The following is a 12191-nucleotide window of genomic DNA, read 5'->3' as shown; positions in this document are numbered from 1 at the left end:
GGGTCGTGCGCGGGCCGGGCCGGTGCGGCGGCGCACAGTGTGCGCCATGGAGAAGCCTGTGCGGTGTCCGGCCACGTCCCCGCAGCCCGAGACGGCACCCGCGCCGCGGCGCCGCCCACCGCGGCGGGTCCTGCTGGGGCTGCTCGTCGCGCTGGTCGTGCTGGGCGGCGTGCTCGGCGCGGTCTGGCCGGCGCTGCCGGGCCGTGGGCAGCCGGCGAGGCCGGCCGTGCCCCGGGTCCCGGCCGCTCCCGGGCCACCCGGGAAGGCGGTGGCGCTGCGCGCCGTGACGGCCGGGGTGCCGGCGGCGCTGCCCGGCCTGACGGAGCTGATCGCCGACCGGGAGCGCTGGGTGCGGGCGCATCCGCGGGACGCGCGGGCGTGGGCGGTGCTGGGGGCGGCGTACGTCGAGCGGGGGCGGCGCACGGCGGACCCGGCGGACCTCCCGGCCGCCGACCGGGCGCTGCGGACCTCGCTACGGCTGAGCCCGGAGCGAGGCGCGGACGCGTCGGCCGCGCTCGCGGCGCTGGCCGTCCGGCGGCGGGACTTCCCCACGGCGCGCACCTGGGCCGAGGCGGCGGTGAAACTGGCGCCGAAGCGGGCGACGGCGTACGTCCTGCTGATCGAGGCCTGTACGGGGACCGGCGACCACAAGGCGGTCGCGCACTCCCTGGACGAGCTGCTGAAGCTGGACCACTCCCCCGCCGCGCGGGCCGGGGCGGCGGCCGTCTACCGGGACCGCGGCTGGCGTGAGGACGCCGAGGCGCAGGTGGCGGACGCGGCGGCGGCCGCGACGGCGCCCGCGGAGCGGGCCGCGTACCTGGAGCAGGCCGGGCGCTACGCCTGGGAGCGCGGCGCCCTGGACGAGGCGCTGCGCCACTTCGCGGCGGCCCTGCGCCTGGATCCCGCGCTGCGCGACGCCCGCGCCGGGCAGGCCCGCACGCTGGCCTCGCTGGGCCGGCCCGAGGAGGCCGTACGGGCCTACGGCCTGGCGCTCGGCTCCCGGCCGCGCCCGGAGCACCTGCTGGAACTCGGTGAGCTGTACGAGTCGCTGGGGCGGCAGGAGCAGGCGCAGGCCCAGTACGGCCGGGTGCGCGAGCGGGCCGCCCAGGACGCGGCGGCCGGGATCGACGACGACCTGGTCCTCGGCCGGCTGGAGGCGGACCACGGCGACCCCGGCGAGGCGGTGCGGCGGCTGCGCGCCGAGTGGCAGCGCCAGCCCTCGACCGCCGTGGCCGACGCGCTGGGCTGGGCGCTGCACCGCGACGGGCAGGACCAGGACGCGCTGGAGTTCGCCACGGCGGCGACGGACGAGAAGCAGGGCGGCGGGGTGCGCAACGCGCTGTACGAGTACCACCGCGCGATGGTCGAGCAGGACCTCGGGCTGTCCGGGTCCGCGCGCCGGCAGCTGGCGCAGGCGCTGCGCACCAACCCCTGGTTCTCGCCGCTGTGGGCCCCGGACGCCGCCGAGGCCCTGGACGAGCTGGGCGAGCCGGTGCCCGCCGAGGCGCCGGAGGGGGTGAGCGTGGCGGCGGAGTTCACCGCCTCGCGCTCCCAGGAGCCCGCGACGCGGCCTCAGTAGACGGCGACGCGGTGTCCGTGGGCGGCGCCGCGCTCCCGGCAGGCGGCGACACGGCGCCAGAGGCCCACGGCCCTGCCCCCGCAGGCTACGGCCCGTTCCCCGTGGATCGCGGCCCGGTCCCGTGGGCCGGGGGACGGTCTCCGGGGGCCGGGGCCCGGTCCCCGCAGGCCGCGGCGGGGACCCGGCTCACAGCGTCGCGGTCCCGATGAGGGCGTTGCGGGTGACCAGGGCCGCCAGTTGCTCCTCGTCGAGGCCTTCCGTGCCGGCGGGCCGCCGGGGCAGCACCATGTACCGGGTCTCCGCGCTGGAGTCCCACACGGTGATGTCCGTGCCGTCCGGCAGTTCCGTGCCGAACTCGGCCAGCACGGCCCGCGGTTCCCGCACCACCCGGGAGCGGTAGGCCTCCGACTTGTACCAGCTCGGGGACGGCCCGAGCAGCCGCAGCGGATAGCAGGAGCAGAGGGTGCAGACGATGACGTTGTGGGTCGTCCCGGTGTTCTCCACCACCCTCAGCCGCTGGTAGGAGCCTTCCATGTAGCCGAGTTCGCGGACGGCGGCGGTGCCGTCGGCCAGCAGCCTCGCCCTGTAGGCCGGGTCGGTCCAGGCGCGGGCCACGACGCGGGCGCCGTTCGCGGGACAGGCGCCGGTGAGGGAGGCGTCGATGATCTCGTCGAGGCGGGCGCCGGAGAGCACCCCCTTCTCCTCCAGCAGGGCCTCCAGGCGCCGTACCCGCCGGGCGATCGCCGCGTCGGCGTGGTCACCGCTCATCGTGCTGCTCCTCCGCACCGCTCAGGTAGCTCTCCCACAGATCCAGGACGACGTGGTGGTCGCCCTCGCCCCACAGGTCGCGGGCGGCGAAGCGGACGGCGTAGACCTGCTCGACGGGCGCGTCCGCGCGGCCCTGCGCGCTGACGTCGGCGAGCGGGGCCCGGCCTTCCGGTTCGACCACGACGCCCTGTTTGCCGCGGGCGTAGCGCGGCAGGCGGGTGTGGTGCGGCGGGTCGTGCGGGAAGGTGCGCACCCGGGTGCCGGGGGCGAAGCGGTCAGACGGCATCGAGTTCTCCCGGGCTCAGCACACCCTTGCGTTCCAGCAGGATGCGGATGGCCTCGAACCAGCGCTCGTAGTACGAGGTGGTGAGGTACTCGGTGGGCGGCATCGACTCGATGGCGTCCCGGAACTCGTTGGTGTTGAACAGCCCTTCCGCGCGCAGGGCGTTGAGGAGGCCGACGACCCGCGCCTCCCAGTCCGCGTGGAAGGGCGCGGGGTCGTCGGTGGTGTCGACCGGGCCGAAGCCGACCGTGCCGCCCACGTCGTTGATCCTGGCCATGGGCGGCAGCCTACGGCCTGACGGGCGGCCCGTCCCGGCGGGAGCGCTGATCAGAGGTTGCCGCGGCGCTCCTGCTCGCGCTCGATCGCCTCGAACAGGGCCTTGAAGTTGCCCTTGCCGAAGCCCATGGAGCCGTGTCGCTCGATGATCTCGAAGAACACCGTCGGGCGGTCCTGGACCGGCTTGGTGAAGATCTGCAGCAGGTAGCCGTCCTCGTCGCGGTCGGCGAGGATCTTCAGCTCGCGCAGGGTGTCGATGGGCACCCGGGTGTCGCCGACCCACTCGCCGAGGGTGTCGTAGTACGAGTCCGGGGTGTCCAGGAACTGGACGCCGGCGGCACTCATCTGGCGGACCGTGTGCACGATGTCGTTGGTGTTGAGCGCGATGTGCTGGACGCCGGCGCCGCCGTAGAACTCCAGGTACTCGTCGATCTGGGACTTCTTCTTGGCGATCGCGGGCTCGTTGATCGGGAACTTCACCTTGAGGGTGCCGTCGGCCACGACCTTCGACATCAGGGCGCTGTACTCGGTCGCGATGTCGTCGCCCACGAACTCCTTCATGTTCGTGAAGCCCATGACCTTGTTGTAGAACTCCACCCACTCGTTCATGCGGCCGAGTTCGACGTTGCCGACGCAGTGGTCGACCGCCTGGAAGGAGCGCTGGGCGGGCGGCTCGACCATGGGGGCGGCGGCCGTGAAGCCCGGCAGGTACGGGCCGTCGTAGCCGGTGCGCTCGACCAGGGTGTGACGGGTCTCGCCGTAGGTGGCGATCGCGGCGAGGACGACGGTGCCGTGCTCGTCCTTCAGCTCGTACGGCTCGGCCACGGAGCGGGCGCCGTGCTCGACGGCGTAGGCGTACGCGGCGCGCGCGTCCGGGACCTCGATGGCGAGGTCGACGACGCCGTCGCCGTGCTCGGCCACGTGCTGGGCGAGGAAGTGGCCCCAGGCGGTGGCGGGCTTGATCACCGAGGTGAACACGAAGCGGGCGGAGCCGCTCTCCAGGACGTAGCTCGCGGTCTCGCGGCTGCCGTTCTCCGGTCCGGAGTAGGCGACCAGCTGCATGCCGAAGGCGGTGGAGTAGTAGTGCGCCGCCTGCTTGGCGTTGCCCACGGCGAAGACGACCGCGTCCATTCCCTTGACCGGGAAGGGGTCGGCCTGCCGAGCGGTCTCGTCGGGAGTGTGCTGTGTGGTCTGCGTCATGGCGGAAGCGTCACCCGGGTCCGCAAGGTGCGCAATAGTTCGCGTATTCACTGGGCAAAGTGAGCAGTGAAAGCCCGGCACCGGCGGGCTGTCTGTACAGGATGACCACCTGGGAGGCGGGGCTCATGGCGATCGATCATCTGGACGGCCGCATCATCGTGCTGCTGGCGCGTGAGCCGCGCATCGGCGTGCTGGAGATGTCCCGGCGGCTGGGGGTGGCGCGCGGGACGGTCCAGGCCCGCCTGGACCGGCTCCGTTCGGGCGGGGTCATCCGCGGCTTCGGCCCGGAGGTGGACCCGGCCGCGCTCGGCTATCCGGTCACGGCCTTCGCCACGCTGCAGATCCGGCAGGGGCAGGGCGCGGGCGTGCGCGCCCACCTGGCGACCGTGCCGGAGGTGCTGGAACTGCACACCACCACCGGCACCGGCGACATGCTGTGCCGGCTGGTGGCCCGCTCCAACGCCGACCTCCAGCGTGTGATCGACCGGGTGGTCGGGATCGAGGGCATCGTCCGCGCGTCCACGGCGATCGTGATGGAGAACCCGGTGCCGCTGCGGATCATCCCGCTGGTGGAGCAGGCGGCGGAGGAGTAGCGCATCACGCAGAGGACCGGTTGCAAAGAACTAGTTGCAAGGAGTTCTTTGCAAGGCTATCTTTGCATCCATGACCGAGCCCCAGCAGCCCGCCGTCCGCCGACTCGACGCCCGCTCCCTGCGGGGACTGGCCCATCCGCTGCGGATGCAGCTGCTCACCGCGCTGCGCCACGGCGGCCCCGCCACCGCCTCCCGGCTGGCCGAGAAACTCGGCGAGTCCAGCGGTGCCACCAGCTACCACCTGCGCCAGCTCGCCGCCCACGGCTTCGTCGAGGACGCGCCGGGACACGGCAAGGGCAGGGAACGCTGGTGGCAGGCGGCGGACGGGGGCGTGAGCTTCGACGAGGAACTGCTCAAGGACCCCGACCCGGCGGTCCGCGGCGCCGCGGACCTCTTCCTGCACGAGATCGCCAACCAGCACACCCGGGAACTGGCGACCTGGATCGCCGGCAAGAACACCTGGTCCGAGGCGTGGACCAGCGCCTCCGACATGAGCGACTGGACCCTGCACCTCACGCCCGCCCTCGCCCTCGACCTCATCGAGAAGATGCACGCGCTGGTCGAGAGCTACCGGGCCCTGGCCCCGGCCGAGGGCACCCCGGAGCGCGAGCAGGTCCGCGTGCACACCCACCTCTTCCCCACCCGCACGGCCTGAAGGGCAGCCCGATGCATCCCGAGACCCACCTCGTCCTGCACCACGTCCTCGCCGCCGAACTCCACGCCGAGGCCGCGGCCGACCGTCTGGCCGACGGCGTACGCCGACAGCAGCGCCGGCGCGGGCCGCGCGACCTGCGGGGCCGGCTCGGCTGGACCCTCGTCGAGGTCGGCCTGCGCCTGGCCACCGCCTCCCCCGCCGCCGTGAAGGCCGTGACCGCCTAGCGCCGGAAAGGCTCACCGGCCCGCCTCGTCCGGCCCCGGCACCACTCGGGCTTTCGTCCGGTGCGGCGAGAGGGCGTGCCAGGCGTCCCGGGACAGCACACCTAGCAGCTCGGTACGGCCGACTCCTTGCCCTCGCGCAGGGCGGTCAGGGCTCCGAGCGCGCCCTTCAGGGTGGTCACCGGGACCAGTCGGAGGCCCTTGGGGAGTTCCGCTCCGGCGTCCTTGCACTCGTCCTTCGGGACGAGGAAGACCGTGGCGCCGTCCCGCCGCGCGGCCTGCGTCTTGAGGGCGACACCGCCGACCGCGCCCACCGTCCCGTCGGGACTGATCGTGCCGGTGCCCGCGATCGTGCGGCCGCCCGTGAGGTCCGAGCCGGCGCCGTCGCCGTGCAGCTTGTCGATGATGCCGAGGGAGAGCAGCAGGCCCGCGCTCGGGCCGCCGACGTTGGCGAGGTCGAGCTTCACGTCGATCTTCTGGCCGGACTTGCCGAGGTACTTCAGCGCGGCCTGGGTCGCCGCGTCCTGCGACTGCTTCATCTGCGCCGCGTTGTGCTGCTCGATCTGCCGGACGTTGTCACCGCTCGGGTAGACGGCGTCGCGCGGCATGACGGCACGGTCGGTGGCGAACCAGCCGTCGATCACGTCGCCCAGCGAGATGTGCGCGTCCGGACCGGTCGCCTCGATGGTCACCATCCGCAGCTGGCCCGAGGTGTTCCGGACGGGCGCACCCGAGATCGTGATCACCTGGTTGCCCTTGAAGGTGCCCAGCACGTTCGCCGTCGACCCCGGCTGCGCCACCGAGAACGGCAGCGGCGCGAACACCGCCGTGGCGATCAGAGCCACGACGGGCAGCGCGCAGACGGTGAGGGCCTGGGGGCGTGTGAGGCGAGAGAGCACGGGTTCAATCTACGCGACGGTGTGTCACGGTCACCTGAGTGCCTCGGCCACCTCACGGGCGGCGTCCACCACTCTCGGCCCCACCCGGTCGGGCACGGCGTCCGCGAGCATCACCACGCCGACACTGCCCTCGACCCCGCTCACGCCGAGCAGCGGCGCCGCCGCCCCGCAGGCGCCGGCCTCCAGTTCGCCGTGGGTGAGGGTGTAGCCGGGTTCGGCGGCCGGCTGGCGGCGGGCCGTGAGGATCGCCTTGCCCGCCGCGCCCCGGTCCAGGGAGTGCCGGAAACCCGCCCGGTAGGCCACGTGGTAGTCGGTCCAGGTGGGTTCGACGACGGCGACCGCGAGCGCCTCCGCGCCGTCGACCAGGGTCAGGTGCGCCGTCGCGCCTATGTCCTCGGCCAGGGAGCGCAGCGCGGGCAGCGCCGCCTCGCGCACCAGGGGGTGCACCTGGCGGCCCAGGCGCAGCACCCCGAGTCCGACGCGGGCGCGTCCGCCCAGGTCGCGGCGGACCAGCGCGTGCTGTTCGAGGGTGGCCAGGAGCCGGTAGACGACGGTCCGGTTCACGCCCAGTCTCTGGGACAGCTCGGTGACGGTCAGCCCGTGGTCCGTGTCGGCCAGCAGTTTGAGGACCCTCAGTCCCCGGTCGAGCGTCTGGGATGTCTCCGCGGTCACGACGCCCACTCCTTCAGTGGTGAGGTCGGCGGCGCTCCTCGCGGCGGATGCGTCACCGAGTCCCGTCAGTGACGCGCGACAGAGGCCGCCGATCGGCCGGCGGTCCGGGGCGCTCCCGGACTCAGTCGCTTCACGGCTGCGCTCCGCGGCGGCGCTGCCACGGGGCGTGTGCGTAGCGGGACAGTAGCGAAGCCGGTTCGCTGAGCGGAAGGCTCCGTCCAGAATCCGGGCAGTGCCCGACGGGAACTGTTCGCGTACGTCCCGATACGTACCGCACACCTCTGCACAAGGTCCTCACACGTCCCGGAACACCGGGGACTGCGCTGCTGCGCCCCTCAGCGCATCCGGGTCGCCCACTCCTGCACCTTGGCGATGCGCTGGCGCAGTTGCCCGGCCGTGGCCTCCGCGCTCGGCGGGCCGCCGCACACGCGGCGCAGCTCGGTGTGGATCACGCCGTGCGGCTTGCCGCTCTGGTGGACGTAGGCACCGACCATGGTGTTGAGCTGCTTGCGCAGCTCCATCAGCTCCTTGTGGGTGACCACCGGCCGCCGCTCGGCGGGCAGTTCGAGCAGGTCCGCCTCGTCGTCCGGCTTCCTGCGGCTGTGCGCGATCTGCCGCGCCTGCCGTTTCTGGAGCAGCAGCTGCACCTGCTCGGGCTCCAGCAGGCCGGGGATGCCGAGGTAGTCCTGTTCCTCCTCGCTGCCGGGGTGGGCCTGCATGCCGAACTCGGCGCCGTCGTAGAGGACCCGGTCGAAGACGGCGTCGGACTCCAGCGCCTCGAAGGGCAGCATGTCCTGCTCGCCGGTGTCCTCGTCCTGCTCCTTGTTCGCCTCGTCCATCTCCTTCTCGGACTCGGCGTAGGGGTCCTCCTCGCCCTCCTTCTTCGGCTTGTCGAGGGCGTGGTCGCGCTCGACCTCCATCTCGTTGGCGAAGGTGAGCAGGTCGGGGATGGTCGGCAGGAAGACGGAGGCGGTCTCGCCGCGCCGCCTGGACCGTACGAAACGGCCGACGGCCTGCGCGAAGAACAGCGGGGTGGAGATCGTCGTCGCGTACACCCCGACCGCGAGGCGGGGGACGTCGACGCCCTCGGAGACCATGCGGACCGCGACCATCCAGCGGTCGTCGCCGTCGCTGAACTCGTCGATCTTCTTCGAGGCGCCGGTGTCGTCGGACAGCACGACGGTGGCGCCGCGGCCGGTGATCTCGCGGATCAGTTTGGCGTAGGCGCGGGCGGAGTCCTGGTCGGAGGCGATGACCAGGGCGCCGGCGTCCGGGATGGCCTTGCGGACCTCGGTGAGCCGCTGGTCGGCGGCGCGCAGCACGGACGGCATCCACTCGCCGCGCGGGTCGAGCGCGGTGCGCCAGGCCTGGCTGACCGCGTCCTTGGTCATCGGCTCGCCGAGCCTGGCCTCGATCTCGTCGCCGGCCTTGGTGCGCCAGCGCATGTTGCCGCTGTAGGAGAGGAAGATGACCGGGCGGACGACGCCGTCGCTCAGGGCGGAGCCGTAGCCGTAGGTGTAGTCGGCGGCCGAGCGGCGGATGCCGTCGTTGCCCTCCTCGTACGTGACGAACGGGATGGGGTTGGTGTCCGAGCGGAACGGCGTACCGGTCAGCGCGAGCCGGCGGGTGGCGGGCTCGAACGCCTCCAGGCAGGCCTCGCCCCACGACTTGGAGTCACCGGCGTGGTGGATCTCGTCGAGGATGACGAGGGTCTTGCGCTGCTCGACGCGGTTGCGGTGCAGCATGGGGCGCACGCCGACGCCCGCGTACGTCACGGCGACGCCGTGGTACTCCCGGCCGAGCGGGCCCGCGCTGTAGTCGGGGTCCAGCTTGATGCCTATGCGCGCGGCGGCCTCGGCCCACTGCTTCTTCAGGTGCTCGGTGGGTGCGACCACGGTCACCTGCTGGACCACGTGGTGGTGCAGCAGCCAGGAGGCGAGGGTCAGCGCGAAGGTGGTCTTCCCGGCGCCCGGGGTGGCGACCGCGAGGAAGTCGCGCGGCTGCTCCTGGATGTACTTCTCCATGGCGCCCTGCTGCCAGGCACGCAGCTTGCTGGCGGTTCCCCACGGGGCACGGCCGGGGAAGGCGGGCGAGAGGTGGTGCGAGTGCGAGGAGTTGGCAGACATGGGTGTGGGCCCGGAGGGCCCTCCGTTGAGGGTGGTGGCGGGCGACGGGCGGGCGGTAGTCACGGTCTCCGGGTTCGTGGTGCGGGTCGGTCTCGGCTACGTATGACAACCGGGCCACCCTACCGGTGTCCTCACCCGTCACCGGAGCCGACGACACTCCACCCGGCACGGGTGCGACGCGGGTCACAGATCACCGGTACCGGCCGTCGGCGTCCGGCCCGCGCGATCCGGGCCGCGGGGCGCCCCACGGCCTGCGGGCGTCACCCGCCACGCCGCCCCCCTTCACCGGCCGCGCGGGCTCCGCGTCACCGCTCGTCCCCCTCGCCGGTCCGCAGCCGGCCGGTGACCCACACCCCCGCCAGCGCCACGCACGCCATCGGCAGGAACACCGCCGCGAACGCGGCCGGGTGGGCGCCGGAACCGCCCGTCGCGGCCGTCGTCGTCGCGTGGGACACCGTGCCGCCGCCCAGCGCGGCGAAGGCGGCGCCGCCCGCGGCCAGCAGGAGGACGTTGGAGAGGGCGTCGGACATCTGGAGGGCCGCCGAGTTGGCCCCGGCCTCCTCGGGGGCGGACAGGCGCAGCAGGAGCACGCTGGTGGAGGAGATGACCAGGCCCATGCCGAAGCAGCCGAAGCCCCAGGCGACGGCGACCGTCCACACCGGCACGGAGTGGATCAGCACGCTCGGCGCGGTGGCGATGGCCGCGGCGACCAGCACCATCCCGAGCGTCATCAGCCGCTCCCGGTACGGTGCCACGCGCGGCCGGGCCTGCACCCACGAGCCCAGGGCCCAGGTGCCGCCGCCGGCGGCCAGCGAGAACCCGGCCAGGGTCGGGGACAGCCCGCGCTGGGTGACGAGCATCAGCGGAACGAAGGACTCGGCGGCGATGAAGGAACCGGCGGCGACGCCCCGCAGCAGCACCACGGACGGCAGTCCGCGCGCCGCCCGGTACGTGCCGGGCGGCAGCAGCCCGCGCACGGCCGGCACCAGCAGTGCGGCGCCCGCCGCCGCGGGGAGCAGCGCCGCCCACCGCAGGTCCTGGGCCGCGTACTGGAGGAGTCCCGCGCCGAGCGAGATGGCGAGGGCGAGCCGGATGCGCCGCCGGGCGGAGGGCGGCGGCGCGTCCTCGCCGCCCTCCGCCACCGGGCCGGACGCCCGCCGCCGTATCTGCGGCAGGGCCATCGCCAGCGGGAGGACCACCAGCACGGGGATGCCGATGAACACCCAGCGCCAGCCCAGGTGCTCGGTGACCGCGCCGGAGGCGAGCGGCCCGACGATGGAGGGGACCACCCAGGCCGCCGCGAACGCCGCCATGATCGCCGGGCGCAGCCGCTCGGGGTAGGCGCGTCCGACGACGACGTACAGGGCGACGATGACCAGTCCGCCGCCGAGTCCCTGAACGGCCCGGCCCAGGATGAACACCCACATCGTGCCCGCCGTCCCGGCCAGCAGCAGACCGGCGGCGAACGCGCCGATGCCGGCGGTGAGCGCGCCCAGCGGGCCGCGCCGGTCCGACCACTGTCCGGCGAGCACCATCCCGAACAGGCTGGTCGTGAAGTACCCCGAGAACGCGAAGGCGTACAGCGACACCCCGTCCAGCTCGCGCGCCGCGACCGGCATCGCGGTGCCGACGGCGGTCGCCTCGAAGGCGATCAGCAGGACGACGGAGACGATGCCGATGCTCAGTGCCCGGTGGGCGCGGCCGAGCACCGAGCCGGTGTCCTCGGCCGCGACCTCCGGTGAGGCGGGCGTCTTGCGTGGCTCAGGGATGCCTGCGACGTCGGTGTCGCGTGGTTCGAGGGCGGTCATGGTCGTCAGGGTAAGGTCCGCAAGCGGCTTTGACCCCTGTCGGGAGTCGGTCCCGGCCCGGGACCTTGGTCGTACGACCGGACGCACGGCGTCCTCCTTCCCCGTCCCTTTCATGAACGGCGTGTGGCAGTCCCGTTGCGGCGCCCGCTTTCTCCTTGAGTCACCGCCCGCGCCCGCCCTACGGTCGGTGAACCGAGTCCGGGACGAGCAGTCGGCGTCGCGAACACGGCCGTGTGCCCGAGTGGTTCAGGGAGTCGCCTGCAAAGCGACTTACGCGGGTTCGATTCCCGCCACGGCCTCCTGGTGCGGCCCCCGGGCCGTGATGCCTCGGGGGATGCGGCGGGCGGTGTGCTTCAGGGCGCTCCGCCCGCTTCGGTCTGGAAACCGGTCCGCCTCTTGCGGTGCAGCAGCCAGAGGGTGAAGGCGAGGACGGAGACGTCCGTGTCGAGTGGGCGGAGCGCGGCCTCGGGCTCGCTCCGGTTCCACACCGCGCCCGTACCGCCGTCCAGCACCAGGGTGTTGTCCTCGGCGAGACGGCCCAGGCGTATCAACCGGTCGGCCGGGAGCGGGAGTCCGGTCGGCGGGAGGCCCGCTGACTCCTTGTCGGCGTAGTACTCGGCGAGGGTGGGCAGCGGGATGTCGGTGTCCAGGCGGAAGAGGAGGCCGTCCTCGGGCAGGCCCGTCTCGCGCAGGAAGCGGCGGGTCGGCTCGTGGGTGAGCGTGGCGGGGAAGTCGACGTCCTCGAAGCGGGCGACGCGGCCGCGCCCGAACTCTTCCTCGAGGAGGCGGGCGGGCAGGTCGAGGGTGAGGCCCGAGCGCGTGCCGGGACCGGCGATCAGGGCCGGGCGGCGGATCGGGGCGGCGGTCTGCCGCAACGGCGGTGCCTCGCCGCCGCCCGTACCCGCACAGGACACCGTGAGGAGCCTGCGGGACGCCTCGGCGACCGCATCCGGGCCGAACCGGCCGCGGCCGGCGTGCGGTCTGGTACCGGCGTGCGGTCCGAGACCGGCACGCGGTACGGGGCCGACGCACGGCTCAAGACCTGCGCGCGGTCCGAGGGCGGCGTGGGGTCCGAGACCGGCGTACGGCTCAAGACCGGCAGTCGGTTCGA

12 protein-coding genes, 1 tRNA gene and 1 pseudogene are annotated in these 12191 nt (G+C 73.6%); 5 read left to right on the top strand and 9 right to left on the bottom strand.

All coding sequences use genetic code 11. The features are described from left to right. The first annotated feature begins 46 nt into the window (after nt 1-46). Nucleotides 47-1579, top strand: a complete 1533-nt coding sequence (locus tag AC6I72_RS19545) for a tetratricopeptide repeat protein (protein WP_498002311.1) — start codon at nt 47-49, stop codon at nt 1577-1579. 186 nt (nt 1580-1765) lie between these two features. Here AC6I72_RS19545 and nthA read toward each other — a convergent pair whose 3' ends face one another. Genes nthA through hppD form a run of 4 tightly spaced genes read right to left on the bottom strand, consistent with a single transcriptional unit; the run spans nt 1766 to nt 4106 of the window. Continuing rightward, nucleotides 1766-2347, bottom strand: a complete 582-nt coding sequence (gene nthA / locus AC6I72_RS19540; protein ID WP_498002309.1) for a nitrile hydratase subunit alpha — start codon at nt 2345-2347, stop codon at nt 1766-1768. Continuing rightward, entirely contained in the window at nt 2337-2633 is a 297-nt protein-coding gene (locus AC6I72_RS19535) for an SH3-like domain-containing protein (protein ID WP_366727443.1), read from the bottom strand. Before AC6I72_RS19535 ends, nthA begins: the two co-directional genes overlap by 11 nt. Continuing rightward, nucleotides 2623-2907 (bottom strand): SH3-like domain-containing protein, encoded by a 285-nt coding sequence (locus AC6I72_RS19530; protein ID WP_037862498.1) that lies wholly within the window; start codon nt 2905-2907, stop codon nt 2623-2625. Before AC6I72_RS19530 ends, AC6I72_RS19535 begins: the two co-directional genes overlap by 11 nt. A gap of 50 nt (nt 2908-2957) precedes the next feature. Beyond that, nucleotides 2958-4106: a 4-hydroxyphenylpyruvate dioxygenase gene (gene hppD / locus AC6I72_RS19525; protein ID WP_498002307.1), complete on the bottom strand. Its 1149-nt coding sequence runs from the start codon at nt 4104-4106 to the stop codon at nt 2958-2960. Nucleotides 4107-4231: 125 nt separating this feature from the next. Here hppD and AC6I72_RS19520 point away from each other — a divergent pair, with 125 nt between their 5' ends. From AC6I72_RS19520 to AC6I72_RS19510, 3 genes are all read left to right on the top strand, one after another. Next, nucleotides 4232-4699 (top strand): Lrp/AsnC family transcriptional regulator, encoded by a 468-nt coding sequence (locus AC6I72_RS19520; RefSeq protein WP_037862645.1) that lies wholly within the window; start codon nt 4232-4234, stop codon nt 4697-4699. Nucleotides 4700-4769: 70 nt separating this feature from the next. After that, nucleotides 4770-5354 carry a helix-turn-helix domain-containing protein gene (locus AC6I72_RS19515; protein ID WP_498002305.1) on the top strand — a complete coding sequence of 195 codons (585 nt, stop codon included), beginning with the start codon at nt 4770-4772 and terminating at the stop codon, nt 5352-5354. A gap of 11 nt (nt 5355-5365) precedes the next feature. Then, nucleotides 5366-5578: a hypothetical protein gene (locus AC6I72_RS19510; RefSeq protein ID WP_498002304.1), complete on the top strand. Its 213-nt coding sequence runs from the start codon at nt 5366-5368 to the stop codon at nt 5576-5578. A gap of 101 nt (nt 5579-5679) precedes the next feature. On the opposite strand, the gene AC6I72_RS19505 is transcribed toward AC6I72_RS19510, so the two are convergent. The 4 genes from AC6I72_RS19505 to AC6I72_RS19490 all read right to left on the bottom strand — a co-directional run bounded on the left by AC6I72_RS19505 (nt 5680) and on the right by AC6I72_RS19490 (nt 11080). Continuing rightward, nucleotides 5680-6474: a S16 family serine protease gene (locus AC6I72_RS19505; RefSeq protein WP_498002303.1), complete on the bottom strand. Its 795-nt coding sequence runs from the start codon at nt 6472-6474 to the stop codon at nt 5680-5682. 30 nt (nt 6475-6504) lie between these two features. Then, on the bottom strand, nt 6505-7146 hold the full coding sequence (locus AC6I72_RS19500) for an IclR family transcriptional regulator (RefSeq protein WP_037862647.1): 642 nt from the start codon (nt 7144-7146) through the stop codon (nt 6505-6507). Between the two features lie 335 nt (nt 7147-7481). Next, entirely contained in the window at nt 7482-9272 is a 1791-nt protein-coding gene (locus tag AC6I72_RS19495) for a DEAD/DEAH box helicase (RefSeq protein ID WP_498002301.1), read from the bottom strand. 305 nt (nt 9273-9577) lie between these two features. Then, the gene (locus AC6I72_RS19490) at nt 9578-11080 is read right to left on the bottom strand and encodes an MFS transporter (protein WP_498002299.1); all 1503 of its coding nucleotides are present in this window, start codon (nt 11078-11080) and stop codon (nt 9578-9580) included. Between the two features lie 227 nt (nt 11081-11307). Here AC6I72_RS19490 and AC6I72_RS19485 point away from each other — a divergent pair. Then, a tRNA-Cys gene (locus AC6I72_RS19485) sits at nt 11308-11379 on the top strand. 93 nt (nt 11380-11472) lie between these two features. Here the strand turns inward: AC6I72_RS19485 and AC6I72_RS19480 are convergent. Beyond that, a pseudogene (locus AC6I72_RS19480) lies at nt 11473-12045 on the bottom strand (SUKH-4 family immunity protein); the annotation flags it as partial. Nucleotides 12046-12191 lie beyond the last annotated feature (146 nt).

The organism is Streptomyces sp. Xyl84 (assembly GCF_059731885.1).
The sequence above is the reverse complement of the archived record's forward strand: the minus strand, read 5'-3'. Positions and strand labels throughout refer to the sequence as shown.